This is a genomic window from Synechococcus sp. ATX 2A4 (assembly GCF_024346375.1).
In the GTDB taxonomy this organism is placed as follows: Bacteria; Cyanobacteriota; Cyanobacteriia; order PCC-6307; family Cyanobiaceae; genus MW101C3.
In genome coordinates this window covers 66686-92352 of record NZ_JAGQCV010000007.1, presented here as the reverse complement: position 1 = coordinate 92352, position 25667 = coordinate 66686, and the positions used below count along the sequence as shown (strand labels likewise).

Annotated in this window: 25 protein-coding genes; 10 read left to right on the top strand and 15 right to left on the bottom strand. The window is 64.8% G+C overall.

Features of this window, described 5'->3' with window-relative positions; genetic code table 11:
• The first annotated feature begins 84 nt into the window (after positions 1–84).
• Positions 85–822: a response regulator transcription factor gene (locus tag KBY97_RS08365; RefSeq protein ID WP_255146331.1), complete on the top strand. Its 738-nt coding sequence runs from the start codon at positions 85–87 to the stop codon at positions 820–822.
• On the opposite strand, the gene KBY97_RS08360 is transcribed toward KBY97_RS08365, so the two are convergent.
• A complete protein-coding gene (locus KBY97_RS08360; protein ID WP_255146330.1) occupies positions 785–2254 on the bottom strand; it encodes a sensor histidine kinase KdpD in 1470 nt (489 codons plus the stop codon). The genes KBY97_RS08365 and KBY97_RS08360 overlap by 38 nt on opposite strands.
• 465 nt (positions 2255–2719) lie before the next feature.
• Between KBY97_RS08360 and KBY97_RS08355 the strand changes: the two genes are divergently transcribed.
• Positions 2720–3316: a hypothetical protein gene (locus KBY97_RS08355; RefSeq protein WP_255146328.1), complete on the top strand. Its 597-nt coding sequence runs from the start codon at positions 2720–2722 to the stop codon at positions 3314–3316.
• On the top strand, positions 3313–4005 hold the full coding sequence (locus KBY97_RS08350; RefSeq protein WP_255146326.1) for a type II secretion system protein J: 693 nt from the start codon (positions 3313–3315) through the stop codon (positions 4003–4005). The genes KBY97_RS08355 and KBY97_RS08350 overlap by 4 nt, the downstream gene beginning before the upstream one ends.
• On the opposite strand, the gene KBY97_RS08345 is transcribed toward KBY97_RS08350, so the two are convergent.
• From KBY97_RS08345 to KBY97_RS08325, 5 genes are read right to left on the bottom strand one after another with little or no spacing between them, the layout of a single operon-like run.
• Positions 3935–4366, bottom strand: coding sequence for a PilZ domain-containing protein (locus KBY97_RS08345; protein WP_255146325.1), 432 nt, complete (start codon positions 4364–4366; stop codon positions 3935–3937). The genes KBY97_RS08350 and KBY97_RS08345 overlap by 71 nt on opposite strands.
• Before the next feature lie 37 nt (positions 4367–4403).
• The gene (locus tag KBY97_RS08340) at positions 4404–5114 is read right to left on the bottom strand and encodes a type II secretion system protein J (RefSeq protein ID WP_255146323.1); all 711 of its coding nucleotides are present in this window, start codon (positions 5112–5114) and stop codon (positions 4404–4406) included.
• A 26-nt stretch (positions 5115–5140) separates the two neighbouring features.
• Positions 5141–5659: a GspH/FimT family protein gene (locus KBY97_RS08335; RefSeq protein ID WP_255146322.1), complete on the bottom strand. Its 519-nt coding sequence runs from the start codon at positions 5657–5659 to the stop codon at positions 5141–5143.
• Entirely contained in the window at positions 5656–6087 is a 432-nt protein-coding gene (locus KBY97_RS08330) for a hypothetical protein (RefSeq protein ID WP_255146321.1), read from the bottom strand. The genes KBY97_RS08335 and KBY97_RS08330 overlap by 4 nt, the downstream gene beginning before the upstream one ends.
• Positions 6084–6524, bottom strand: coding sequence for a hypothetical protein (locus KBY97_RS08325; protein ID WP_255146319.1), 441 nt, complete (start codon positions 6522–6524; stop codon positions 6084–6086). Before KBY97_RS08325 ends, KBY97_RS08330 begins: the two co-directional genes overlap by 4 nt.
• A 219-nt stretch (positions 6525–6743) precedes the next feature.
• Between KBY97_RS08325 and KBY97_RS08320 the strand changes: the two genes are divergently transcribed.
• On the top strand, positions 6744–8327 hold the full coding sequence (locus KBY97_RS08320) for a class I SAM-dependent methyltransferase (RefSeq protein ID WP_255146318.1): 1584 nt from the start codon (positions 6744–6746) through the stop codon (positions 8325–8327).
• A gap of 1 nt (position 8328) precedes the next feature.
• Here KBY97_RS08320 and lepA read toward each other — a convergent pair whose 3' ends face one another.
• Positions 8329–10137 carry a translation elongation factor 4 gene (gene lepA, locus KBY97_RS08315; RefSeq protein ID WP_255146317.1) on the bottom strand — a complete coding sequence of 603 codons (1809 nt, stop codon included), beginning with the start codon at positions 10135–10137 and terminating at the stop codon, positions 8329–8331.
• A 298-nt stretch (positions 10138–10435) separates the two neighbouring features.
• Between lepA and KBY97_RS08310 the strand changes: the two genes are divergently transcribed.
• Both KBY97_RS08310 and serS read left to right on the top strand, forming a co-directional pair.
• On the top strand, positions 10436–10654 hold the full coding sequence (locus KBY97_RS08310) for a NifU family protein (protein ID WP_399217552.1): 219 nt from the start codon (positions 10436–10438) through the stop codon (positions 10652–10654).
• A gap of 49 nt (positions 10655–10703) precedes the next feature.
• Positions 10704–11990 (top strand): serine--tRNA ligase, encoded by a 1287-nt coding sequence (serS, locus tag KBY97_RS08305; RefSeq protein ID WP_255146314.1) that lies wholly within the window; start codon positions 10704–10706, stop codon positions 11988–11990.
• On the opposite strand, the gene KBY97_RS08300 is transcribed toward serS, so the two are convergent.
• From KBY97_RS08300 to KBY97_RS08270, 7 genes are all read right to left on the bottom strand, one after another.
• The gene (locus KBY97_RS08300; protein WP_255146443.1) at positions 11932–13485 is read right to left on the bottom strand and encodes a class I SAM-dependent methyltransferase; all 1554 of its coding nucleotides are present in this window, start codon (positions 13483–13485) and stop codon (positions 11932–11934) included. The genes serS and KBY97_RS08300 overlap by 59 nt on opposite strands.
• Before the next feature lie 106 nt (positions 13486–13591).
• Positions 13592–14221 carry a hypothetical protein gene (locus KBY97_RS08295; protein WP_255146313.1) on the bottom strand — a complete coding sequence of 210 codons (630 nt, stop codon included), beginning with the start codon at positions 14219–14221 and terminating at the stop codon, positions 13592–13594.
• Positions 14221–14787, bottom strand: coding sequence for a prepilin-type N-terminal cleavage/methylation domain-containing protein (locus KBY97_RS08290; RefSeq protein WP_255146312.1), 567 nt, complete (start codon positions 14785–14787; stop codon positions 14221–14223). Before KBY97_RS08290 ends, KBY97_RS08295 begins: the two co-directional genes overlap by 1 nt.
• Entirely contained in the window at positions 14784–15398 is a 615-nt protein-coding gene (locus KBY97_RS08285; RefSeq protein WP_255146311.1) for a hypothetical protein, read from the bottom strand. Before KBY97_RS08285 ends, KBY97_RS08290 begins: the two co-directional genes overlap by 4 nt.
• 4 nt (positions 15399–15402) lie before the next feature.
• Positions 15403–18492 (bottom strand): hypothetical protein, encoded by a 3090-nt coding sequence (locus KBY97_RS08280; protein WP_255146309.1) that lies wholly within the window; start codon positions 18490–18492, stop codon positions 15403–15405.
• A gap of 208 nt (positions 18493–18700) precedes the next feature.
• A complete protein-coding gene (locus KBY97_RS08275) occupies positions 18701–19264 on the bottom strand; it encodes an ABC transporter substrate-binding protein (RefSeq protein ID WP_255146442.1) in 564 nt (187 codons plus the stop codon).
• A complete protein-coding gene (locus tag KBY97_RS08270; protein ID WP_255146308.1) occupies positions 19254–19754 on the bottom strand; it encodes a hypothetical protein in 501 nt (166 codons plus the stop codon). The genes KBY97_RS08275 and KBY97_RS08270 overlap by 11 nt, the downstream gene beginning before the upstream one ends.
• 368 nt (positions 19755–20122) lie before the next feature.
• On the opposite strand from KBY97_RS08270, the gene rseP reads away from it, so the two are divergent.
• The 4 genes from rseP to KBY97_RS08250 all read left to right on the top strand — a co-directional run bounded on the left by rseP (position 20123) and on the right by KBY97_RS08250 (position 24469).
• On the top strand, positions 20123–21211 hold the full coding sequence (gene rseP / locus KBY97_RS08265; RefSeq protein ID WP_255146306.1) for an RIP metalloprotease RseP: 1089 nt from the start codon (positions 20123–20125) through the stop codon (positions 21209–21211).
• A gap of 1 nt (position 21212) precedes the next feature.
• A complete protein-coding gene (gene nth / locus KBY97_RS08260) occupies positions 21213–21896 on the top strand; it encodes an endonuclease III (protein WP_255146304.1) in 684 nt (227 codons plus the stop codon).
• A gap of 34 nt (positions 21897–21930) precedes the next feature.
• A complete protein-coding gene (gene rpsN, locus KBY97_RS08255; protein WP_094510152.1) occupies positions 21931–22233 on the top strand; it encodes a 30S ribosomal protein S14 in 303 nt (100 codons plus the stop codon).
• 103 nt (positions 22234–22336) lie between these two features.
• Positions 22337–24469, top strand: coding sequence for a polyribonucleotide nucleotidyltransferase (locus tag KBY97_RS08250; RefSeq protein ID WP_255146303.1), 2133 nt, complete (start codon positions 22337–22339; stop codon positions 24467–24469).
• An 86-nt stretch (positions 24470–24555) separates the two neighbouring features.
• Here KBY97_RS08250 and KBY97_RS08245 read toward each other — a convergent pair whose 3' ends face one another.
• Positions 24556–25491: a 3'(2'),5'-bisphosphate nucleotidase CysQ gene (locus KBY97_RS08245; protein WP_399217550.1), complete on the bottom strand. Its 936-nt coding sequence runs from the start codon at positions 25489–25491 to the stop codon at positions 24556–24558.
• Between the last annotated feature and the right edge of the window lie 176 nt (positions 25492–25667).

The window sequence follows — 25667 nt, the reverse complement described above, 5'->3', positions numbered from 1 at the left end:
TTACCAATTGCGTTTCTCGTATGGCAGCGGTGAGCTCCTGGCCAGGCCTCGCACGGCACACTGACCGGGACGGGAACTTTTGCGATGTCTGACCTGGTGGATCCCCACAACCATCGTGTTCTGATCGTCGATGACGATCCCGAGCTGCGCCGCTTTCTCGGCCAGGAGCTGAAAGTGGAGGGCTACGCCGTGGAGCTGGCCGACAACGGCCAGAACGCCCTCTCCCTGATTCGCGAACAGGCCTTCGATCTGGTGCTGCTCGACTGGACCCTGCCGGACTTCTCCGGCGTGGAGGTGTGCCGGCGCATCCGCCGCAGCGGCATCCAAACCCCTGTGCTGATGCTCACGGCCCGCGACGACGTGCGCGAGCGGGTGGAGGCGCTCGATTCCGGCGCCGACGACTACGTGACCAAGCCCTATTCGATCGAGGAGCTGCTCGCCCGCGTACGGGCCCTGATCCGCCGCTCCATCCCCGCCGACGAAGACTCCGGCGACGATGCGGGGGTGGTGGTGAGCCTCGGCAACCTCAGTGTCGACACCGGCAGCCGTGAGGTGTCCCGCAACGGCCTTCCCATCAACCTCACCGTGCGCGAATACGACCTGCTCCTCTGCCTGCTCTCGGAGCCCAACCGCGTGATCAAGCGCGAAACGATTCTGCAGACCGTGTGGGGCGAGAACCACTACGGCGACGACAACCTGCTCGATGTCTACATCCGTTATCTGCGCCGCAAGATCGAACAGGAGGGCCAGCCCACCTTGATCCAAACGGTGCGGGGCGTGGGCTTCATGCTGAAGGAGGGTCCCCCGGCTGGCGCGGGTTGATCCGCCGCAGCTTCAGCTGGAAATCAGCGCCGCCGCCCGGGGTTTCCGCCACCCGCGCCGTGCCGTCCATCCGTTCCATCAGCAGCTTCACCACCGATAGCCCCAAACCACTACCGCTGCCCACCAGGTTGGCGGGCACCCCGCTCGCCGGCGCCCCGCGCACAAACCGCTCGAAGATGCGCCGCCGGTCGCCGGGATGCACCCCAGGACCCTGGTCGCGCACATGCACCACCACCTCACGCGGGTTGCCGTCTGCGAACAGCTCGATCGGGCAGCCCACCGGAGTGTGTTTGAGCGCGTTCTCCACCAGGTTGGTGAGGCACTGCTGCAGCCGATCGGCGTCGCCCCAGGCCCGCAGCGGCTCCTGCTCCTCCGAGGGGATCAGCCGCAGGCGGCCGGTGGTGTAGGTGCTGAGGCGTTCATAAGCCTCCAGCAGTTCCTGGTCGAGATCCAGCTCCCGCAAGGCCAGATCCAGGCGGCCGGCGTCATCCCTGGCGATGTCGAGCAGGTCGGTCACCAGGCGGCCCATGCGGGCCGATTCGCTCTCAATCAGCGCCAGCGGCCGGCTCTCCGGGGCGCTGGCCGGGATCTGGCGGCGCAGCCGCTGCGCGTAGCCACTGATCAACGTGATCGGCGTGCGCAGCTCGTGGGCCACTCCGTCGGCAAACGCGGTCTGGCGCTCCCAGGAGGTGGCCAGGCGGCCAAGCAGGTCGTTGAAGGCGGCGGCGATCTGCTGCAACTCCAGCGGCTGCTCCTCCACCTGCAAGCCTTCGGTGGAGAGGTTCACGGTGGGCAGTGTCACATCTTCCAGGCGGGTGCTGAGCCGGCCCAGCGGCGACAGGCCCCGATCCAGGGCCAGCCGCATCAAGCCGCTCGTGAGCAGGGCCGTGAGCACCGCCACCGCGATCAATAGTTCCTGGGCGTTGCGCTCCCGCTTCACATCGGAGCTGAAATCCTCCAGGTAGCGCAGCAGGGCACCGCTCTCGCCCAGCCGCACCGGCAGCGTGGAGAACAGGAAGGAGCCGCCGCTCAGCTGCAACCACACCGGATTGTTCTGCCCCCTGGCGATCAAGGCCAGCTGCTTCGCCAACGGCCCCAGCGGGCCGAGCCCGAAGGTGTTTTCCCGCTGCGTGGTCCGGTAGGGCACGCCGGCGGCTGTCTCCACCCAGATCAGCAGCCCCGGGCTGAGCACCCGCTCAAGCCGCGCCTGGATGTCTTCGGCGGAACGGGGCACAGGAGCACGCATCAGCTCCCGGTGCGCCTCGAACACGGTTTGGCTGTGGCGGTCACGCCGCACCTTGCTGGCGATCAGGCCATTGGAGAACACCAACACCCCATAGCCGGTGAGGATCACCAGCAGGCTGGTGAACTGCAATTGGCGGCGGATCGAGGCCCGAGAGCGTCGGCGTCGGGGCACAGGTTGCTCAGCCAACGAGCGCACCTGGCAAGGGAGATCTCATGCCGGAACGGTTGCAGTGGCGGAGGTGCAGCCAAGTGTAAGAAGCGCACCGCAGGCCCGCCAAGGGGGCCGCCAAAGGCAGCTGCCAGGATTTCGGTGGTATCCCGGAAGCCATGGCAACGTCATTCGTGCATGGTTGTTTGAGTTTCCTGAACTCCTCAAGCTGAACAGATCAACAAGATTTTGCGCTTATGTTGAGGAGGTCTTTAGCCATTCACCTTCGGACTCTCATCTATTTTTAATTCTCATTGCTTTTCGCGCCGTTCTCTCTTCTCTTTCTTTCAGGCCCGCACCGTTCGGCCCTGCGCAGTCCCCGGCTTTGGCTCTCCCCATCCACTCACCTTGCCCGCCCCAGTTCGCTAACCCTGGTTTCCGCCTGGCAGTCGATCCTGCCGTCCCCATGAAGCTCCCGCATCGGGCTCCCCGATTCGCCCCGGCATGAGAACCCCTTCCCTGCGGATGCGTCGTCGGCTGCACGATGGTGCCAGCGGCGATCCAGCAGGCGACGCAGCCTTCAGCCTGGTGGAGTTTCTGGTGGCGGCCATCCTGATCACCATTGTGGTCAGCGGCACCACCGTCACCTTGTTGGTGAGCAACCGTTCCGGCCGCCCCGCAGACAACGTCGATGAACTCGAGCGCCTGATCGCTCAGGATCTGGCCTTGATCCGCGAGCTCAACGACCGCTTCACCTGTTGCGGGGAGGAGTGCTCCGATGCAGCCATCGCCAGCGGTGCTGCAGGCGCCTGCGGCCCCACCGCCACGGTCGATGCCGCCTTCCAGTACGACGACGCCATTGCAGCTGCCGGCAGCCTGCCCGACGCCTGCCTCGACGGTCGCGTCGCCGAAAGCATGATTGCCGCGTTCCCAGCTCCCCCCAACGCCCCCTCCGGCGTTTCCCTCACCCGCACGGGCCCCACCGTGGCCGACCCCGAAGCCAACCGTCTGCAGTGGACCTACACGGTCTCCGTCGACGGCGTCACCATGATTTCCAGGGTGGTGAACCTCGTTCCCAACGCTGCGGCGTTCTGCCGGTGAAACAGCCCCCCCGCGCTTCCTCCTCCCGTCCCACCCCTGATATGGGGTTCACGGCGGTGGAATTGTTGGTGGGCAGCCTGTTGGGCCTGGCCGCACTCACCGCCACGGCCCAGCTGTTGATCAGTTACACCAACCACCGCACAGCCGCCATGCAGGTGGATCAGCGCCGCAGCGATTGGCGCAAGCTCACGTATCAGATCGCCGCCGACCTCGGCGACGATCATCAGCTGTCCACCGGCATGGCTGTGCCGGCAAGCTGCGGCACGGGCGTTTCCCTGCTCACCATCCGCATCCCCCAGGCGGCCACGGCTTTGGCCTCGCCTGGCGCTCCTGCCCCTGGCGATGTGCATTACATGCAGATCGGAACAGGGCCAGGCAGCGAGATTCATCGCTGCGGGCCGGCCCAGCAGGCCACTGCAGCCCCCGCCAAGCGCACGTCTCAGGTGATCAGCGGCCTCCCGGTGGTCGTGAGCATGCCGTCCACCTGCCCTGGCTGTCTACGCCTCAGCGCTGGCGATACCGGCAGTTCCAGCGGCAGCTCAAGCAGCAGCGCCACCAGCCGCCCCAACCACACCGCGAACACCCCTTCGCTGCCGCCGATCCTGCTACGCCAAGGGATCAGCGGGTCTGCTCAGGCACCTTCACGCTCGGCGTCTCCTTCAGGGGCTTCCCAACCGGCAGACCCGTGAGATCCAAGGGCTCATCAAAGGCCACCCCAGCCACGGAGATCAGCGAGCTGATCTCTACCCACCGCACGGAGAAGCCGTGCATGCGTGGTGGATCCGTGCTCCGAATCACCAGGCTGATCACGCCCCTCTGGCCCTTCGCCAAGGTGAGACCGGGGGGCAGAGCGAGCTGAAGCCGCAGACCACCTTCACTCACATCGAGCACATCCACATTGAAGTACGGCTGCCCTTCCAGGGTGGGGAAGCTGATCACAGCGTTCAGTGGCACGGGCAACTCCCGCCGCACCCGGGTGCGGCCATGCGGGAGGTAGCCCTCGCTGGGAGGGGGCCCGTTGGAGGGAGGGTCGTTGTCGTGGCCTCCCACGCTGCACGTTCAAATCTTTTGCCAACATTAAAGCCTTTCAGCCCGGGCCAGCCGCAGCTTCGGTGCTGATGCGATAGTCGCTGCCGCCAGGGCCGCCGGGGAAGCTTTGCTCCAGCCGTAGCCCCACCAGCTCGCTCTCCGGATCCAGGCAGGCGGAAAATGGCAGCCGCGAGGAGCCCGCCAGGTCGCGGTCTCGCGCCGCCTCCGCTGGCCCCACCGTCCGGCCCAGCAGGGCCTCGCATCCCTGCCAGGGGGTGGCCTTGGTGGCGAGCCGATCGAGCACCACCCGGCTCTGGAAGGCACTGCCCGGGTTCACCTGGCCATCGAGGCCGTAGGCAGGCCCGCAGCGCACCAGCACCCGCCCCTGCCAGATGCCGCTAGGCGCCGCTCCCACCGAATAATCAATCGTGCCTTCGGGGGTGAGCAAACGCAGTACCGCCGTGCGTCCCGCCAGCCCACAGCGGCTGGCGCCGCTGCCAGGGTCTGCCGCCACCGCGCTGGTGCGCATCAGGTCGCTGCGGATCAACGCCAGGGCCCGCCGCTGGTTGCCGCGCTCGCGCAGCAGGCGGGTGAACTGCTGCGCGTGGCGGCCTTCTCCCACCAGCGCCTGAATCACCACCCCGCAGAACCCCAGGCCCAGGGTCATCGCCAGCAGCATTTCCACCAACCCGAAGCCGCCGCGGGCCAGCGGGCGGCGGTTGGCGGCGGTGGTGGGGGTGGTGGGGGTGGGGGTCAATCGCAGAGTCATCGGTTGCAGGGCGTGGGAGCAGAACGTCAGAGCGTGGGGTCGGGGCTGCAGGCGGCGCTGTCGGGCGGGGCCTGGCCTGCGCCGCCGTAACGGCCCAGGCGCACCACCCCCAGGGGGAGGGCGATCACCAGGCAGCGCCGCAGCTCGGTGCCTTCGCTGCTCAGTACCACCGTGCCCCCATCGAGCACCAGCCCATTGCTGCTGAAGCGCAGGGCGGCGGGCAGGTTGTGGCTGAGCGCCACATCAGCCGGTTGAACGCCTTCATCGAGGCCGACCATGGGGGCGGCGCAGCCGGGCAGCTCGCCGCCGGTGGGCACCTGCCAGCCCTGCTCCCCCAGCTCCAGCGCGCAGGGCCGCCCGGAGGCCTCGGCGGCGGCGCGGCCCTGCTCAACGCCGAGGGCAAGCCGTCGGGTGGCGGCCTCCAGCCGCTGCTGGGCGAGCGTTTTGCCGCCGTGCTGCAAGGCCAGCGACGCCAGCAGCGCCAGGATGGCCGCCGTGATCACCCCTTCCACCAACGTGTACCCGGCCTGCTGTGCTGGCTTCATGCCCCCACCTCCGTGTCCGTGAGGCCGGGCCTCTCTGGCACCACGGGGCAAAGCCCATGGGCAGCGGCACTGAACAGCCGCCGCCGCTCCAGGGGCTCAGCAGCGGCTTTGTACACCAGCCACACGGAGCCGCCCTCCCGGATCAGCTCCTTGTGCACCCCTTGCGGCAGCAGCGCCGCACCGCCCGCCAGGCGGGAGCGCATCCATTCCGCCGCCTGCTCGCAGGCGACCGGATCGGGCCGATCACGCGCCACGCTCGCCCGCAGGCGATGGCTGCGGCGCATCAGATCCGCCTCGATGCCGCTGGCCAAGGCCTGGCGGGCTTCAGCGGCCTGGCTCCAGGTGGCACTGGAACCCCATAGCCGCAGGGAGCTGGTGGAGGCCAGGCTGAACACCAGCACGGCCATGATCACTTCGGTGAGGGTCACAGCCCCAGCCCCCGCACGGACTGGATCGGAGCGCTGCCGGCCTTATCGCCCACGCTCACAGCAAAGCGGCGCTGGATCCTTGCAGCTCCCCGCTCAGCGGCGAGCTGCAGCACCAGCTGGGCCGGCTCGCTGCCGGTGGCGGGCCGCCATTCCACCAGCTGATAAGGCAACTCGGCCACCGTGCCGGCCATCAACCCGGCGGCGGCATGGCCCTGCGCGCACTCCCGCCCATGCCAATGCTGCGAAGGCAGCGTCAGCAGGCAGGCAAATGGCCCGCTGAGCTTGGAGGCCACCTGCTGGGCAGCGGAGGCGAGGGCATCCTCAGCGCGATCGCGGCGCAGGCCTGCCTCCAGCCGCGCCCGCGACTGCAGCACCGCGGTTTGCACCGACAGGCCACTGAGCAGCAGCACCAGCGAGGCGCCAAAGCTGAGCGGCATCAGAAAGCCATCGGGCTGCGGGCGCCACCGGGCCAATCGCCGCGCCCGGCGCCGGCTCCCGCTCGGGCTGTGCTGGCCGAATTCCCTCCACTCCATGGTGGTGTTCGCTCACGACCCCGGCAGTGTTCCCAGCGGCCCCTGCCTTGCTCCCCCGGCAGCAACGAAAACACCCGGTAAGCTGCGCCCGCTTCACAAACATCCTTCAGGCGGGCGCCACCGATGGGCTGGGATCACGGCTACTACTCCAGCGAGTACTACACCATCGGCTACTACCGGGAGATGGCGCCGAACTGGCTCGATTTCGCCGCGCTGGTGAAAGGGCACCGCCCGCCGCGCAGCGGCGAAGGCGAACCCTTCGCCTATCTGGATCTCGGCTGCGGCATGGGCTTCGGGCTGTGCCTCCTGGCGGCGATGTATCCAGAAGGGGAGTTCACCGGCGTGGATTTCCTGCCCGATCACATTGCCCATGGCCAGTGGCTGGCCCGCCGCCTGGGGCTCCACAACATCACCTTTCTGGAGGCCGATTTCCTCGAGCTCGCGCGCGACCCTTCACCGCTGCGCCCCGCCACCGCAACCACAGGCGGCGCCGCCCAGTTCCACTATGTGGCCGCCCACGGCATCGCCACCTGGGTGATCGAACCGGTGCAGCAGGCCTTGTTCAAGGTGGCGGCGGCAGCGCTGCGGCCCGGCGGACTCTTTTACTGCTCTTACAACACCTATCCCGGCTGGTTACCGCTCCACGCGTTCCATCAGTTGGTGAAGGTGGAGCGCCAGCAAGGGGCAGGCAGCGATGCAAAGGCCGCCCTGAAACGCGCCACCGAACGCCTGCTCGCCCTGATCGGCCCGGCCGAAGAGCCGGGCGTCCTTGGGGTGGCTCTGCCCAGCCTGCGCACAGAAATGGAGAAAGCGCCCACCAGGGATCAGCGCTACCTCTCACAGGAATACGCCAACGACGGCTGGCAACCGCTCTACGTGGCCGACATGCACCAGCGCCTGCTGGCCCACAAGCTGCGCCCCCTCGCCACCGCCACCCTGCCGGAGCTGTTCGACGATCTGCTGCCCGCACCGCTTCAGGCCTTGGTGATGGCGGAACAGGATCCGCTGGTGCGCGCAACGCTGCTTGATCTGGGCACCAACAAATCCTTCCGGCGCGACATTTTCGTGAACGGGCAATTGCACCTCAACCAAGCGCAGCGCCACCAGGCCCTCGGCCAGCTGCTGCTGACGCTGCAGCACGCTCCATCCGTCCAAGAGGAATACACGTTCACCACCAGCTTCGGCACCCTCACCGCCAGCCATGTCTCCTGCGCGGGCATGGAGGCGCACCTGGCCGAAGCCGGCCCCTGCAGCCTGGAGGAGCTCGCCGAAAGCACCAATCTGCCGCCGGAGGAAGCCATCCGGCTGGTGGCACTGCTGCTGCATGCCAACCGCATCGGCCTGCACCGCGGGGCCGCCTGCGAGGCCGCCCGCGCCAGCTGCCAGCCGTTCAATGCGGCCGTGATTGAACTGATGCTCGAAGGCGCCCCGCTCGCCAACCTGGCCAGCCCCGTGCTCGGCAATGGCGTGAATTTCACCACCATCCAGGCCATGGCGGCCCAGGGCCTGGAGCAAGGCATGGAAGGGGAGCTGCTGCTGGTGTGCGTGCAGGCGGGCCTGGCCGCCCTGGGCGCCGCCGCCTTCAAGGATGCCAAGGGCCAGCCGCTGGAGGATCCCGCCGCCCAGCTGGAGGCCTTGCAGAAAGTGGCCACCGATCTGCAGGCCACCGGGCTGCCGCTGCTGCGCCGCCTCGGGGTGCTGGCCTGAGCTACTGGTTCAGCTTCAGCACCGCCATGAAGGCCTCCTGCGGCACATCTACGCGGCCCATCGCCTTCATGCGCTTCTTGCCCTTGGCCTGCTTCTTGAGCAGCTTTTTCTTGCGGGAGATGTCACCGCCGTAGCACTTCGCCAGCACATCCTTGCGGATCGCGCTGATGCTCTCGCTGGCGATGATGCGGCTGCCGATTGAAGCTTGGATCGGAATCTTGAACTGCTGGCGCGGGATCAGCTCCTTGAGCTTTTCCACCAGCCCCTTGCCCACGTTGTAGGCCTTGTCGCGGTGCACGATCGTGGTGAGCGGATCGGCCTTCTCGGCATTGATCAGCACATCGAGGCGCACCAGCTCGTTTTTGCGATAGCCGATCAGGCTGTATTCCATCGAGGCGTAGCCCTTGGTGCGGCTCTTCATCACATCGAAAAAGTCGGTCACCACCTCAGCCAGCGGCATTTCGTAGTGCAGGGTCACCCGATCGGTGGTGATGTATTTCATGTCGATGTATTCACCGCGCCGCTCCTGGCACAGCTCCATCAAGGCGCCGTTGTAGCTGTTGGGCGTATAGATCTCCAGCTTCACATAGGGCTCCTCGATTGATTCGCGCTTCTGCGGATCAGGGAGCGTAGCGGGATTGTCCACCATCAAGATGCTGCCATCCATCATGTTCACCTGATAGATCACCGAGGGCGCCGTCACGATCAGGTCGAGGTCGTATTCGCGCTCCAGCCGCTCCTGCACGATCTCCATGTGCAGCAGCCCCAGGAAACCGCAGCGGAAGCCGAAGCCCATGGCACTGCTGGTTTCCGGCTCGTATTTCAAGGCCGCATCGGAGAGCTGCAGCTTGTCGAGCGCTTCGCGCAGATCGGGGTATTGATCCGCATCGGTGGGGAACAGGCCGCAGAACACCATCGGCTTGGCTTCGGCATAGCCGGGCAGCGGCTCGGCCGCTGGATTGGCCGCCAGGGTGATCGTGTCGCCCACGCGGGCATCCGCCACCGCCTTGATCGAGGCCGCCATGTAGCCCACCTCGCCGGCATGCAGGCTGTCCACCTGCCGCTGGTCGGGCGCCATCACGCCCACCTCATCGAGCTCCACCGTTTTGCCGCTGGCCATCAGCAGCACCTTGTCTTTGCGGGCGATCACGCCGCTGATCACCCGGAAGTACACGATCACGCCCCGGTAGGGGTCGTAGTAGGAGTCGAAGATCAGCGCCCGCAGCGGCTCGCTCACCAGGTCGGCCGGCGCCGGCACCCGGTCCACCACCGCCTGCAGGATGTCGGGCACGCCCAGGCCGGTCTTGGCGGAGCAGTCGATCGCCTTGGAGGTGTCGAGGCCGATGATCGCCTCGATTTCTTCCTTGATCCGCGCCGGGTCGGCGCCGGGCAGGTCGATCTTGTTGAGCACCGGAATGATCTCGAGATCGTTCTCCAGCGCCAGATACACGTTGGCGAGGGTTTGCGCCTCCACCCCCTGGCTGGCATCCACCACCAGCAGGGCCCCTTCGCAGGCCTGCAGGCTGCGGCTCACCTCATAGGAAAAGTCGACGTGGCCCGGGGTGTCGATCAGGTTGAGGATGTAGTTCTCGCCATCGGCCGCGCGGAACTCCATGCGGGCGGCCTGCAGCTTGATCGTGATCCCCCGTTCCCGCTCCAGCTCCATGTTGTCGAGGAACTGGGCCTGCATGTCCCGCTCCGCCACCGTTCCGGTTTCCTGCAGCAGGCGGTCGGCCAGGGTCGATTTGCCGTGGTCGATGTGGGCAATGATGCAGAAGTTGCGGATCCGCTGAACGGGAACGTCGGTCATCGCAGCGGGTCAGCCCGTTCAGAGGAAGTCACTGAATCTTAGAAAGCGGCCCTGAGGGTCCCGCATCAGCCCGCCACAGGCCCAGGGCAGCCCCCCTCCGGCCCGCAGCAGTCCACCTGAGGCCCGCAGCACCCGCCGCAGGCCTAGAGCAGCCCGCTTCTGGCCGCCCTGCCTAAGCTGTTTTCATCCCCGAACCCAACCCATGTCCAGCGACACCAGCGCCCCCACAGCTGAGGCCCCGGCTGACGCCTCCAGCGCACCTGAGGCCCAAGCCGCCAGCGACCCCCGCGCCCTCACGGTGGAGAACGTGGAGCGCGTGCTCGATGAGCTGCGCCCCTACCTGATGGCCGACGGCGGCAACGTGGAAATCGTTGAAATCGACGGACCGATCGTGAAGGTGCGCCTGCAGGGTGCCTGCGGCTCCTGCCCCAGCAGCACCATGACGCTCAAGATGGGCATCGAGCGCAAGCTGCGTGAATCGATTCCCGAAGTGAGCGAAGTGGTGCAGGTGCTCTGAACCGCGGACCACGCACCACTAACCTTCGGCCCATCTGCAAACGTCCGCCGTGCTGGATCAGCGCCTGCTGCGCGACAACCCCGCACAGATCGCCGAAGGGCTGGGCCGACGCGGCACGGCGGCAAACCTCGACGACTGCCACCAGCTCGCACTTGAGACCCGCGATCTGGAGCAGCAGCGCAGTGAGCTGCAGGCGGAGGGCAACCGCATCGGCCGTGAGGTCGGCGAGCTGATCAAAGCCGGCGCCGCCCCTGGCGGAGAGGAGGTGAAGCTGCTGCGGCAGCAGGGCGCGCAGATCAAGCATCGGGTGGGGGAGATCGAGGAGCAGGAAAAGGGCCTCGAAGCGCAGTTGCAGCACCAGCTGCTGGTGCTGCCCAACCTGCCCTCGCCCCTTTGCCCCACGGGCCGCAGCGAAGCCGACAACGTGGAGGTGAAGCGCTGGGGCACCCCGCGGCTGGCCGCCGAAGGAGAACAGCTCGAAGAGCACTGGCAGATTGCCGAACGGCTCGGCATCGTGGACACCGAACGCTCGGTGCGGATTGCCCAGAGCCGCTTCGTGACTCTGATGGGCCAGGGTGCGCGGTTGGAGCGGGCGCTGATCAGCTTCATGCTGGATTGCCATGCCTCCAGGGGCTACACCGAAGTGTTGCCGCCCATCCTGGTGAACACGGACAGCCTCACCGGCTCCGGCCAGCTGCCGAAGTTCGCCGAAGAGAGCTTCCGCTGCAAAGACGACGATCTCTGGCTCACCCCCACGGCCGAGGTGCCGATCACCTCCCTGCATCGCGGCGAAGTGATCAACGCCGATGACTTGCCGCTGAAGTACGCGGCTTATACCCCCTGCTTCCGCCGGGAGGCCGGCTCCTACGGCCGTGACACCCGCGGCCTGATCCGCCTGCACCAGTTCAACAAGGTGGAGCTCTACTGGTTCTGCCATCCCGAGCATTCCGAGCAGGCCCATGAGCAACTCACCCTCGATGCCGAGGCGATTCTGGAAGCCCTGCAGCTCCCCTACCGGCGCGTTGAATTGTGCAGCGGTGATCTGGGCTTTTCCGCCGCCCGCACCTACGACCTGGACGTGTGGCTGGCGGGCGCCGGCACCTACCGGGAGATCTCCAGTTGCAGCACCTGCGGTGACTTCCAGGCCCGGCGGGCCTCCATCCGCTACCGGGATGGCAAGCACACGCGCCTGCTCCACACCCTCAATGGCAGTGGCCTGGCCGTAGGCCGCACCATGGCCGCCCTGCTGGAGGCCGGCCAACAGGCCGATGGCAGCGTCAGGATTCCGGCGGCGCTGGTGCCCTATTTCGGCTCCGCGTGGATCGGGAAGCCTTGAGGCGTGGGGTTGGGGTTGGCACGCCACCCAAACGCTCCAGCAAGGGCACTTTGGTGGCTTTCAAAATGGCGGCGATCTCCTGAATCTTCAAGAGCTGAGCCGGCGCTTCCAGAATCACCTGATGGCCATCGCCGATCAACTGCACGTTGGTTTCCTTGAGCCATAGCAACACACAGCTGCTGAGCATCGGCTCCTCCAGTTGTTCACGCTGGGCCCGATAGATCAGGGCCTCAAGCACGGAAAAGGGAATGGCTGAACCCACGGCGGGCAAGGCCAGCTGCGTGTAGGAACGCCCCTCCTGGATGCGACCCAGCAGCAGCTGATTGAGGCGCTGAACCTGGGCTGCCGCCTTGGCAGCGGCAGGGCCACGGTCAAAGCCGATGCCACCGGCCTCAAGCAGGAGCGAGAGCATCACAACGAGCTCACCTGGAGATTGCTGGCAAGCGCTCAAGAGGGAGTGCAACGAGGATGGCGCTGCCGAGATGGCAGAAAGCACGGGCCCATAGGCCTGGGGATCGCCCTGGATCTCTCCGAAGCAGGCTCTGAAGTGAAGGGTGTCGCTGGGATTGGCCAGCCAGGCCTCCTGCGGCTGGAGCAACTGGAAGGAAACGGGGCGGAGCCGCTCCAACCATTCCTGGTGCGTGAGCCGGACCTGGCCCTTGGTGAGCAGATCTCGGCGGAAGGCCTTGTTGGTGGCGAGATCAATCAGCAACTCACGGGCCTCGATCCTCGGCTCCTGCAGCACCAGATCACGCAATGGAGGCGGCAGCAACTCAAGGAACGATTCGGAATAGGTGGCCGATCCAAGAAACGAGAGCTTGTGCGCCTTGCAGCGCGCAAACATCTCCGTGACGTAGAGGGGTGCCCAACCCTCATTGGCATATTCACCGCAGAGATAGTCCACAGGGGCAAACTCCACGGATTGCAACTCCCGGCGCAAGCTGGGATAGGAGGCCCCAAATGGAGAGGGTTGCGCTTCATCGCCCAGCAGCTGATGCAGCAAACGCGCGGTGTCGTGAAAGCGCGGCCCGCTGCCCCCTGGATGTGCGGCAGGAAGATCCAGCGCCAGCAGCTGCTGAAAACAGCTGCGGGCCAGCCAACCGGGATAGGTGTTGTAAGAGCAATAAAACAGCCCAGCTGGACGCAAAGACGCTGCGGCAACAGCAAGCAGGGCCGCCTGAACCGGTGCGGTAACCCAGGTGGCGATGCCATGGGCCACCACGTAGTGGCAGCCACCAGCCGCCCAGGGCAACACAGCATCTGGAGCTGCCAATTCCAGAAAATCAGCTTCCAAGATCTCAATATTCTTCAACCCTGCGCGGCGCGCCAGATCAAGGCCGTGGGCCACATGATCAGGGTGGAAATCCACACCATAAAAGCGCCCTTCCGGATAAAGCGATGCCAGCACCACCAAGGAGAACCCTGTGCCGCAACCGAGATCAAGAAAAACAAAAGGCTCACCTTCCGATTCTCGTGGTGGCAACTGCCCCTTCACCAAGGCCGCAAAATCCAACCAACTGGGGGTGAGCTCACGGTAAAAGGCACTCGTATAGGAACTTGAAGAGTGATAGCCGTGATCCCAGGAGGGTTGTTGAGCCAATTCAGTGAATGCTCAGGGATGATCCAGAATAGAGAGTGAGCTGACGTGCCACCACCGCTGTAGAACCTGGAACAGCCAGGGTGAGATTCAGTGTCACCCATGTGCAATCACCTGAAACGGTGGCAGTGAATGCGGAAACATTGCTCAACACCCTGCTGGCAGCCACTGTTGTGCCTGGCACCAATAGGCTATTGACTCCAATTTGAGGGCCATCTCGGAGCAATTCGGTTCCGCTGAGGTAATAACGAATAATGTTTGTGTAGGTGATGGCATTGGAACCTGGAGGCTGAATCGGCACCAGCATGCGGAGATCGGATGTGGTGGTTTGAGGCAAACAAACCGAAGGATCTTGTGGTTTGCAGGGGGTATCCGGCAAGGTTGCCGTTGTGCGGGGATTGACCCCTCCGCGCAGCATGCAGGCTTCGGCCACCTCCACCTTCAACAGATCAGAAAAGCGCCTGAAGCTGCGATTGATCGTGGTGGTGGCGTACACATTATCGGCGACACGAATCTGCTGAGCGGCCAGGAAGGCCACAGATCCCATCGTGATGATCGTGAGCACACTGCCAATCAGCAGCTCCACCAGGGTGAAACCATTGCTGGATTGGCGTTTAGCCGCAAGGTGTTTCATCACGTGCGCTCCCATACTGTGCAGGTTTGGGCAACATCCCCTGTGGCGTTATTGATGCCGGTGCTGAGCGTGCCAAAACGAATTCTCACGCAACGCAAGGGCAGCTGATTATTCACCGAGATTCTTACAACGGCTTCCACACCATTGGCCACCACACCAGCCCGATTCGTGAACGCCAAAGCGGTTGTTCCATTCGGCGTATAGGTCACGGCCACGTTGTAAGTGCGATTGCCATCGGTGGCAGGAAGCGCCAGATTGGGCTCCGGGGTGCACCTGGCATCGCCGGCCTGCAATGAAGCAAACGTGGCCCCCGGTGCCAGCCCATTGGCGGCAGTGAACTGCACTGTGCAGGGACCAACGGACCCTGAGCGCGCAGAAATGGCCTCAAGCCAACCAACCAGCTCTGCTGCTGCGGCATTGGCCTGATCACGGCGCAGGAAAGCCTGCGAAGAGGTAAACACCACCGCGCTAAGAACGCCGATCACGGCAACAGTCACCATGAGCTCGGCGACGGTGAACGCCTGGAATCTGAATATGTTCTTGAAGCTCGCAGTTTTAAACATCATGGGCAGAAATAGGCCATCTGGGGGATGATGTTCTCCACACGGACCTGCCGATTCTGATTATTGTTATCCGTGAACGTTACTCTCAAGATGCGATCTGCTTGAATGGCAGTGGTTCGGGTGGCGTTCACAGGCTGGGGCACAGCATTCACAGCAGTGCGAAATGGAGTCATGAAATTTGTGTTATTGGCGCAGAGCTGTTCAACGGCGATTGGTTCAGAAGAAGTGGTGGTATTGGGAAAGCTTGCAGTTGTTGATGCCAGATCCACTTGCGGGAAGTAGTAGCGATCATCCAGGGGATTGTTGGTGGCACAGGGCTGGGTCACGCCCCCAACCACGCCGAAGGTGGTGGGAGGCGTGACTGTGCACACACCAGAACAACAGGTGTACCGGCGCGCGAGGGTTTTGATTTGGCGTATGTTGTCGTCGATCGAAGCCTGCATCAGCACCTGCTGCTGCGTGGAAATCGTTCGACGGCTGATGCCGGTGAAAATCGAAGCCGTGGAAGCCAGCACAATCGTGATCATCCCCGAGAGAACCAAGGCCTCCACGATTGAGGAACCCCGTTCCTTTGGAGCAAACGGAACAAACTTTCGGCGCAAAAGTGTCTGCATCAGTTCAATCCAAGGAACCTCTGCGTGCAGCTGATGGCGAACGCGCAACCCAGTCGATTCCCTCCCAGCCGATGTAGGTCACATCTGCAGAGTTTGTGGCTCCCACAAGTTGCGTAAGGCTGGAGGAAGAGGAGGGCGGAACTCGGAAGTGATTCTGTCCGCCGGCCAGGATGGTGCGCACCCAAATCCGTCCACCAAAGTTCCAGCTGTCGTCTTGCGCAAGCTCTGCTTCAGTGATGGCCGGCAGAGGTCCACAGCCGTTCACACAAAAGGAGACAAGACCCCAGGGCATGTAGAACCAGGCACCGGCAATGCGGGAGCGATTGGCTGCCGTGGCGGAGGAATCCGCCCCGATGATGACAACCTGATTGCATGGCTGGTTAGCCAGCCCCGCATCAAAGCAATTGTTTGCGGGAGTAGTATCACGTCCAAAAATGTTAAAGCGATCATATTCACCGACGGGGTTGAACACATTCTCCGCAACGAGTGTTTTGCAATTTTCGATGGGTGCGGTACCCAGAACAGGGTTGCCCACGCCTCGAGTGCAAGACACATTTGCCATTGCTCCACCTTGGAAAAGGTTAATCAAGGGTTGAGCAGTTGTGATTCCCCTGGAATCAGTGGGGCGGTTGTAGTAGAAGGTGATGGAGTGGTCGGTGGTGTCCATCCAGAGGTTGTTGCCAAGGCCGCGCATGTCGACGGTGGGGCCCAGGCAGTGAAAGCCACCGTCGAACGAAACCGTGGCGGGGAAATTTGGGCTGTATTCGCACCAGTTGAGGTATTGCGGTGGAGCAGAAGGGTTGGCGGGGGAGCTGCGAATAGCGACATTATCCAGCAGCACTCTTTGGATGCGGTTTCTAGTATTTCGAGCTACTGTTGAATATTGGTCGTTGGCTCGTATCCGAAACTTCACGTAGTGACTGAAGCGGTTGGATGTGGCAAAGGCCGCTGGGGGGAAGGCAATCCTGCAGGTGTAGAATCTCGAAGATCCTGGTTCCGCCGCTCCAGTCCCAGGGTTCCTGGTACAGTCCGGCCCAGAGGCACCATTGCTGTCATCCAAAACGCCATTAGCGGTGATCGTGGCCATCTGAACCCACCCTGCGTCGGTACCGATCGCTTCATCAGTGGAAACTCCCGCACCAGCATCGAAGCTGTAATCCACACGCAAGGCGGATCTACCAGTGAAGGCACCTCGGCCCGACCGTTGAAGTGTGAACTCCAGAACAGGCGTTTGCAGGGCGTAGAGATTCACCGCTCTGGCCAGGGCCGGTGCATTGGTGAAGTCAGCGTTCCAGGCCGTGTTGGCGACCTTCCGAAACTCTGCATTTCCTCCAGCGATGGTCACATCACCGGTTGTGAGCTCGCTGCCCTTGGTGTTGCCACGATCGTTCTCTTGCCAGATGGATGGCCAGCGCGGCGTGCTGTTGGCAGTGAAGCCGGAAAGGCTGTTGGAAGCGAAGTCGTCGCCAATGCCACCGGTTACTGCTCCTGGCCTGGAAACCACAGCCCAGGTGTGGATGGTGGAGCCTTTTCCATCAAACACCGAAGCGCAGGCGTTATCAGGGAGATACCTGGTATTGCAGTATTCGAGGAACGGCCCAGGGGTCACCTGATCGACAGAGGTGGCTCCGTTGCCGCGGAGCCAGATGTTCACACCGTCTGCATTCGGCCCATTTCGATCGGCTGCTTGCACATCGAACACAGGGTATCCACCGGTGTTTGCCGATGTCACCGTCTGCTTGCTGACGGTGTCAGGATTGCCGCCAACTGTCCATGCATAGGTGTACTTGCTGGCAATGCTGGGGAGGCCTGTGGACAAGAACAACGGCACGATCGGGATGCAGGAGGCTGCGCGGCCTTGGATGGAGGCTTCATTGCCCAAAAACAAACGTAATGGCGCACCACTGGCCGGGGGGCAGAGGGCGGGGGTTGGGTTTTGGCTGGCAAGAAAGGGCCTGAAGTAACTTCCGAAACCAGTTCCTCCAATCGTGTTGCCGCTGGTGTCCCCAGGAACAATTTCTGCCGTTGTATTGCATGGGCTGGGAACCGTTCGGCACCCCACTTGCCGGCCACCAACAACTTGCTGAGTATTGCGATCCCACACATAATCAGCATTGTCAATGATGCCGAGAATAGAAGCGATGTTGACAACCTGATTGGCTTCGTTCCGCTTGGTGTATCTGTCGTTGGCCGCCTGGGACAGGAAGCGTCCACCGTTGATGCCGGTGATCATGCCGAATTCAATGCCGCAGAAGCGGCTGTCCGCACCGAGGTCACCCGCCGCAGCGGCACCCTGGGCAGAACCGCCGGAATCATTGCTTCCGAACGACCCCCCGCAGCACTTCGGCACCACCTCAAACTCCTTGGTGATGGTGGAGGTGGAGAAGGTGCCATCCGCCCGGTACAAACGGCCTTCTACCGTCACCGCGATATACCCCGTGTTTGTCCCCGGCCGCAGAGGGCCGCCACCATCGGGATCATCGAGATTCAGCAAGGAGTTGAAGGTGGTTCCTGCTGGGATCACTCCGCCTTGGCTCAAGGCCGTGCCGTTGGCATTGAAGGTGCGAAACACGCCGCGGCGATCGGTGCTGCCAGGGGTCCCTGCGGAATAACGAATCGACTGCAAGGCAAAGCGGCGGTTGCCCTGATTCACCTGTGTAATGTTTTCAAGGTTGCGAAATTGCCCATTCGCAAGGCCGATCGCTCTAGTGGAAGGGAAGCCGGTGCCACCGGGGCGGACATTGCTGGTGGAGACGCAGGGGCTTTGCAGGGCCGCATTGGTGGTGCTCCATTGGTTGGGAGGTGTGCTCCCCGCCACCAGCAACTGACGATTCTCTGGCTGGTTGAAGGTGGCGATGATCTGATCGGCGCCTGCCTCCGCCACCTGCTGGGCATCCCGGCTTTCGCCACTGCCAAATGAAGCCAGGTTGGAGCCGGTCACCACCGCCACCAGCCCTAACGAGCCCACAAGCAGGGCAAGAACGACAAGGATGCCTGCCACCAACGTGGATCCCGCTTGTTTCTCATCCCGCGCCTGAACACGCAACAAATGAAAGACCAGCCGGGTCTTGAGCAGCTGAGCGCTGGTGGCCATGTCAGGACGCACTCCGTAGCGCGAATTCAGACGGGACATCCCAGATCAGCCACATGAATGCTGGAATCCTAGCAAACTTCTAGGCGTGCTCTCACCATTTCGTAAGACTCCCGCAATGAAGGGGTTGGCCGCTGCTGGAGGCCGCCAGGGGATTGGCATGGTCGCATGCGTGGGGCGGATCACCCCTGCCTTTCTCCTGCCTGGTGCCCTACTTCGCTGCGGCCAGGCTCGCGGCAGAGGGCTGAAGCGCCAGATCGAGAGCGGCCCGGTTGACCCGGGGGAGCGGCGCAGCAGGGTTGGCAACACCCATCTCGAGGTTGGCGGCTTGCGCACCGGCAAGATTCCGCTCGATCGCGCCACCCGCCGCCAGCATGGCGCCCTGCTCGTCGAGGGGGATGTAGGTCATGCCTCGTTCTGCATCGCGGAAGCCAGTGGCACTCAGGCCCGACGACTGGCCCATCAGCAGCTGCGATTGCTTGGGATGGCGGGCGGCGAACTCCTGGGCGGCCTGCCAGGTGCGCAGCAGCTTGGTGACGGCGGCTTTGTCGCTGTGAAGCAAGGCAGGATCCACCACCAGCAGGCTCACGATCTGCAGGGGCAGCTGGCGGCTGTCGAAGAGCGCCCGGCCGGTGCCGGTGCGCACCGAGTAGCCGCTGTAGGGGGAACCCATGGCGGCAGCCAGCACCTCACCGCGACGCAGCTGGCCCGGCATGCCCTCGAGCGGCTGGGGCTTGAGCGTGACGTCGCTGAGTGAGAGGCCCTCAGCAGCCAGGGCCTGGGACAGCAGGTAGGTGCCGGGGCCCGAAACGGCTCACAGCCACGGAGCGGCCCTGAAGGGCTTGGACCCCCCAGAGGCCTCGGTTGGCAATGAGCTGGTGGCCACCATTGGAGGTATTGATCACCATCACCACCACCGGGCAGCGCTCTGGCTTAAGGCTGCAGATCCGCACGGCATCGAAGTTGGTCATCTGCGCCACGCGCAGGTTTCCCTTCAGGTAATCGTCGACGATGGCGTCGGTATCGCTGTAGTGGGCAACCTGAAGGTTGAGCCGATGAGGCTCTGCCAGGGCCTCAGAGGCGGCCAGGGAGAAGTATTGATGCCCCGGCAAGCGCGCCACCGGAACGGTGATTGAGTCTGTCGAGGTGAGCGCCCCCTGCACGGCACTGAAGCCGAAACCGATGCTGACCAGCGTGGCCAGCGCCGCCACACCCAGAAGATCCCGCTTGGAGATGGCACTCAGCCGCTGCAGCCAACCGGGCAACCTGGCCGGGCGTGGGGCAGGGGCAGCAGGAGCGGGCGAAGGGTTCGCCAGCGTCCTGGGGGGTACGGAGGGAACAGAAGGAACGGCATGAATGCGCCGTTGGGGATGAGCCGCCGCAACACTCGCCGCCGTCACACTTGACACAGCGGCAGTTGTGGAAGGGAGGTTGGCAAACAGGAAAGATTCAGCCTTGCCGGGAGATGTGAAATTCACTGAAGCTCCCTTGGGGGCCCCTCAAGGTTCGCAAACCTGCCCAGAAGGCAACAGTGGCCAGAAGGAAGGGTGTGTGGGAGCCGGGTGAGAGTTTTCTGGGACGCGTGCCACCCACGGCAGCCAGCACAATGGAGACACTGCCTGAAACCAACTGAATGGGTGTCCTCACGGCCCTGGCCATCCTTGCCGGCCTGATCGTCGTCCACGAAGCGGGGCACTTTTTTGCAGCCACCTGGCAGGGGATCCGGGTCAGCGGCTTCTCGGTCGGCTTCGGCCCGGTGCTGCTGGAGCGGCGGCGCCGTGGGGTGCAGTTCGCCCTGCGGGCCATCCCCCTGGGCGGCTACGTGGCCTTCCCCGACGACGACGACGACAGCGACATCCCCGCCGATGACCCCGATCTGTTGCGCAACCGCCCGCTGCCGCAGCGGGCCCTGGTGATCGCCGCCGGCGTGCTCGCCAACCTGCTGCTCGCCTGGGCCGTGCTGGTGGCGCAAGGAGCTGTAGTGGGCATTCCCGCCGGCTTCAGCGCCACCCCGGGCGTGGTGGTGGCGGCGGTGCAGCCCGGCCTGCCGGCGGCGGCCTCCGGCCTGCGTCCCGGCGACCGGATCCTCAGCCTCGCCGGCACCCCCCTCGGCGGCGGCCAAAGCGCTGTGGAGGGCCTGGTGGCCGATATCAAGGGCGCGCCGCAGCGCACACTCCAGCTGGTGGCGGAGCGCGCCGGCAGCACGGTGACGCTCACGCTCACCCCCGATGAACAGAACGGCATCGGCCGCATCGGCGCCCAGCTGCAGCCCAGCGGCAGCGAAGCCTTCCGGCCCGCCCGCGGCCCGCTGGAGGTGATCGGCCATGCCAACCGCACCTGCGTCAAGCTGATCCGCCGCACCGTCGATGGCTTCGTGGCCCTGGTCACCCGTTTCGGCGAAACGGCACCCCAGGTGTCGGGGCCGGTGAAGATCGTGGAGATGGGCGCCTCGCTCGCCCGCGATGGCGGCGGCAGCCTCTTTCTGTTTACAGCGCTGATCTCGATCAACCTGGCCGTGCTCAATGCCCTGCCCTTGCCCCTGCTGGATGGCGGCCAGTTCGTGCTGCTGCTGCTTGAAGGCCTGCGCGGCCGGCCGCTGCCGCAGCGTCTGCAGCTGGTCTTCATGCAGTCAGGCTTCCTGCTGCTGGTGGGCCTCAGCCTGGTGCTGATCGTGAAGGACACCAGCCAGCTCTCCGCCGTGCAGCAGCTGCTGGCCCGCTGACGTGCCCCGCTTTCCCACCGCCCGCCAGCGGGCGCCGCTGATCCTGGAGCGTCTTGCCGCGCTCTACCCGGAGGCCACCTGCTCGCTCGACTGGCGCACCCCCTGGGAGCTGCTGGTGGCCACCATGCTTTCGGCCCAGTGCACCGATGAGCGGGTCAACAAGGTGACCCCGGCCCTCTTCGAGCGCTTCCCCGACGCCGACGCCGCTGCCGCCGTGGACAGCGAGGCGGTGGAGCCCTACGTGAAATCCACCGGCTTCTTCCGTAATAAGGCCAAAAACATCGTGGCCGCCTCCCGGCTGCTGCTCGAACACCACGGCGGCGCGGTGCCGGCCTCGATGCCCGAGCTGCTGGAGCTGCCGGGGGTGGCCCGCAAGACGGCCAACGTGGTGCTGGCCCATGCCTTCGGCATCCATGCCGGCGTCACGGTGGACACCCACGTGCGACGCCTCAGCAACCGGCTCGGCCTCACCCGCCAGAGCGAACCGGTGAAGATCGAACCCGAGCTGATGAAGCTGTTTCCGCAGCCGGAATGGGAAAACGTCTCGATCCGGCTGATCTTTCATGGCCGTGCCGTGTGCCGGGCCCGCAACCCCGGCTGCGGCGTCTGCCCGATGGCCGATCTCTGCCCCAGCCATCCCGACCATGGGCCGGGGGGCAGACGGGCCGTTCCTGCCGCAAGGTAGGGTTGGTCCTCATCCGCAACAGCACAGCAGCCGCATGGCGAAGAAGTCGATGATCGCGCGCGACGTGAAGCGCAAAAAAATCGTGGCTCGTTTCGCTGTCAAGCGCGCCGCTCTCAAGGCCGCGTTTGAAGCCGCCGCCGATCCCATGGAACGGCTCGAAATTCACCGCCAGATCCAGGGCCTGCCCCGCAACAGTGCTCCCAACCGGGTGCGCAACCGCTGCTGGGCCACCGGCAAACCCCGCGGCTACTACCGCGATTTCGGCCTGTGCCGCAACCAGCTGCGTGAACGCGCCCACAAGGGGCTCCTGCCGGGTGTCACCAAGTCGAGCTGGTGAGCTGCTGAGCCTGCTCCTGTCCTCCCCAGCCACCCCCTCCCCGGGGTCAGGGGAGGGCAGGATGCGAGAATGCCTTTTGACAACAAAACGGACATAAGACGACGTGCCAGGAAAAACTCAGTCGGTCTCCTTCGATGGTCGGGAGATCCGGCTGACCACAGGGCTCTATGCCCCCCAGGCCGGGGGATCGGTATTGATTGAATGCGGTGATACCTCCGTGCTGGTCACGGCCACCCGCGCCAAAGGCCGCGAAGGCATCGATTTCCTGCCCCTCACCTGCGATTACGAAGAACGGCTGTATGCCGCCGGGCGCATCCCCGGCAGCTTCTTTCGCCGGGAAGCACGCCCCCCCGAGCGGGCCATCCTCACCACCCGCCTGATCGATCGGCCGCTGCGGCCCCTGTTCCCCTCCTGGCTGCGGGACGACATTCAAGTGGTGGCCACCACCCTTTCGCTTGATGAGCGGGTGCCGCCCGATGTGCTGGCGGTCACCGGCGCTTCAATCGCCACCCTGCTGGCGCGCATGCCCTTCTACGGCCCGATGGCCGCGGTGCGGGTGGGCCTGCTGGGGGATGATTTCGTGCTCAACCCCAGCTTCCGTGAGATCGAGCGCAGCGATCTGGATCTGGTGGTGGCCGGCACCCCCGCCGGTGTGGTGATGGTGGAAGCGGGCGCCAACCAGCTGCCCGAACAGGACGTGATCGAGGCCATCGACTTCGGCTACGAAGCGGTGGGCGAATTGATCAAGGCCCAGCTCGCCCTGCTCAGCGACCTCGGCATCGAGCAGGTGATCCCCGAGCCGAAGGTGGAAGATCCCGCCCTGCCCGCCTTCCTCGAACAGGAATGCGGCAAAGGCATCGGCGAGGTGCTCAAGCAGTTCACGCTCACCAAGGCGGAGCGCGATGCCCAGCTCGATGCCATCAAGGCGGAAGTGGCCGGCAAGATCAGCGCCCTTGGCGACGACGACCCCGTGAAGCTGGTGGTGCAGGGCAACGCCAAAACGCTCGGCAACACCTACAAGGGCATCACCAAGAAGCTGATGCGCGCCCAGATCCTCAGCGAAGGCAAGCGCGTGGATGGCCGCAACCTCGATGAGGTGCGCCCGATCAGCGCCGCCGTGGGTGTGCTGCCCAAGCGGGTGCACGGCTCCGGCCTGTTCCAGCGCGGGCTCACCCAGGTGCTCTCCTGCGCCACCCTCGGCACCCCCAGCGATGCCCAGGAGCTCGACGACCTCAACCCTTCGAGCGAAAAAACTTACCTGCACCACTACAACTTCCCCCCCTATTCGGTGGGCGAAACCCGGCCGATGCGCTCCCCCGGCCGCCGCGAAATCGGCCACGGCGCCCTGGCCGAGCGGGCGATCATCCCGGTGCTGCCCCCGAAAGAAAAGTTCCCGTACGTGCTGCGGGTGGTGTCGGAGTGCCTCAGCTCCAACGGCTCCACCTCGATGGGCTCGGTGTGCGGCAGCACCCTGGCGCTGATGGATGCGGGCGTGCCGCTGCTGGCTCCCGTGAGCGGCGCCGCCATGGGCCTGATCAAGGAAGGCGATGAGGTGCGCATCCTCACCGACATCCAGGGCATCGAGGATTTCCTCGGCGACATGGACTTCAAGGTGGCCGGCACCGAAAAGGGCATCACCGCCCTGCAGATGGACATGAAGATCAGCGGTCTGGCGGTGGCCACCGTGGCCGAAGCCGTGAACCAGGCCCGCCCTGCCCGCCTGCACATCCTCGAGAAGATGCTGGAGGCGATCGACAAGCCCCGCGACACCATGTCGCCCCATGCGCCGCGCCTGCTCAGCTTCCGCATTGATCCGGAACTGATCGGCACCGTGATCGGTCCTGGCGGTCGCACCATCAAGGGCATCACCGAGCGCACCAACACCAAGATCGACATCGAAGACGGTGGCATCGTCACCATCGCCAGCCACGACGGCGCCGCCGCCGAAGAGGCCCAGCGCATCGTGGAAGGTCTCACCCGTCGCATCAGCGAAGGGGAGCAGTTCAGTGGCACCGTCACCCGCATCATCCCGATCGGCGCCTTCGTGGAAATCCTTCCTGGCAAGGAAGGCATGATCCACATCTCCCAGCTCTCGGAAGCCCGGGTCGAGAAGGTCGAAGACGTGGTGAAGGTGGGCGATCCCGTCACCGTGCGGGTGCGTGAAATCGACAACCGCGGCCGCATCAACCTCACCCTCCGCGGCGTGTCCCAGGAACCGGCACCGGTAGCGGTCTGAGCGTGTTGCCTCGCCTGACCCCCTGACCGGCCGTAACGACGGGAAAACAGCCGGGACGTGCTGAATCGCACGCCCCGGTGGGGGGTTCAGAGGGGGAAACCGGGATCGATCAATGCCATCGCCGCCGCCGCACGCTCACAGAGTTCGGCGTGGGCGGGGCCATGGCTGGCAATCAGGCAACCGGCCTGGAGTCCATCACCGGTGTTGTAGGTGAGCGGCGTGCCATCGGCATGGCTGAAGCAGCCGCCGGCCGCCTGGAGCACCGCCTCAGGGGCCGCCATGTCCCAGTCCTTCGGGGCGCTGCGGCCCGAGAGCGACACGTAGAGATCCGCCTCGCCTCGCAGGATCGTGGCCACCTTGCCCCCGACACTGCCCACGGCCTTGGTGGCGCCCAGTTCAAGGGCAGCCAGCAGATCCTCCAGCCGTTGATCCCGATGGCTGCGGCTGGCCACCAGCACCAGCTCACCGCAGGCGCGGCGGGGGCTGAGGGAAGCCGGGAAGCGATCCCCGCCGCGATCCTCACGCCAGGCTTCTCCCGCTGCGCCGGGCTGCGGGCCCTCCAACAGGCCGAACCAGAGCTCCTCCGGTTCCGGCAGCAGCACCACACCCAGCACCGGCCGGTTCCCCCGCACCAGCGCCAGGTGAACCGCATATTCGCCGGTTCCCTGCAGAAAATCCTTGGTGCCATCGAGCGGGTCGAGGATCCACAGCCACTCGGCCTCCAGGGGAACGCCGTCCCGCAGCTGATCGGCAGCGGTTTCCTCGCTCAGCAGCGTCCATGGGGCGGCAGGAAAGGCCTTGGCGAGCCCTTCAAGCAGCCACTGATTCACCGCCAGATCGGCCGCTGAAACCGGCCCCTCGCCGCCATGGTCGACGCTGAGGGCAGGGGGAAAGCCATAGGGAGGTGTTTCGCCCCTGCCGTACGCCCGCAGAATGTCTGCGGCACCCCAGCACAGCCGCCGCAGCTCGCTGAGCAACCCCTCAAGATCCACGCCAGCGGGCAAAGAGGGTTGAAACGACATCGTGTCGGTGGCAGATGGGAATTGCATTGTGAAGGAACCGCCGCCGCCCACCACCCCGCCGAGGGCCTGCAGCCCCGCCGCCGCCCACCACCCTGCCGAGGGCCTGCAGCCCTGCCGAGGGAACGGAAATCCTGCGGCCGGGAGCATCCGAGGTCCTGGCTCAAGCCTGCGGATCA

Bases quoted from the DNA above. Each gene is read 5' to 3' on its own strand.
- KBY97_RS08365 (WP_255146331.1), top strand. From the start codon at position 85: ATGTCTGACCTGGTGGATCCCCACAACCATCGTGTTCTGATCGTCGAT.
- KBY97_RS08355 (WP_255146328.1), top strand. From the start codon at position 2,720: ATGAGAACCCCTTCCCTGCGGATGCGTCGTCGGCTGCACGATGGTGCC.
- KBY97_RS08340 (WP_255146323.1), bottom strand. From the start codon at position 5,114: ATGACTCTGCGATTGACCCCCACCCCCACCACCCCCACCACCGCCGCC.
- KBY97_RS08335 (WP_255146322.1), bottom strand. From the start codon at position 5,659: ATGAAGCCAGCACAGCAGGCCGGGTACACGTTGGTGGAAGGGGTGATC.
- KBY97_RS08325 (WP_255146319.1), bottom strand. From the start codon at position 6,524: ATGCCGCTCAGCTTTGGCGCCTCGCTGGTGCTGCTGCTCAGTGGCCTG.
- KBY97_RS08320 (WP_255146318.1), top strand. From the start codon at position 6,744: ATGGGCTGGGATCACGGCTACTACTCCAGCGAGTACTACACCATCGGC.
- lepA (WP_255146317.1), bottom strand. From the start codon at position 10,137: ATGACCGACGTTCCCGTTCAGCGGATCCGCAACTTCTGCATCATTGCC.
- KBY97_RS08295 (WP_255146313.1), bottom strand. From the start codon at position 14,221: ATGAAACACCTTGCGGCTAAACGCCAATCCAGCAATGGTTTCACCCTG.
- KBY97_RS08290 (WP_255146312.1), bottom strand. From the start codon at position 14,787: ATGATGTTTAAAACTGCGAGCTTCAAGAACATATTCAGATTCCAGGCG.
- KBY97_RS08285 (WP_255146311.1), bottom strand. From the start codon at position 15,398: ATGCAGACACTTTTGCGCCGAAAGTTTGTTCCGTTTGCTCCAAAGGAA.
- KBY97_RS08280 (WP_255146309.1), bottom strand. From the start codon at position 18,492: ATGGCCACCAGCGCTCAGCTGCTCAAGACCCGGCTGGTCTTTCATTTG.
- rseP (WP_255146306.1), top strand. From the start codon at position 20,123: ATGGGTGTCCTCACGGCCCTGGCCATCCTTGCCGGCCTGATCGTCGTC.
- rpsN (WP_094510152.1), top strand. From the start codon at position 21,931: ATGGCGAAGAAGTCGATGATCGCGCGCGACGTGAAGCGCAAAAAAATC.
- KBY97_RS08245 (WP_399217550.1), bottom strand. From the start codon at position 25,491: ATGTCGTTTCAACCCTCTTTGCCCGCTGGCGTGGATCTTGAGGGGTTG.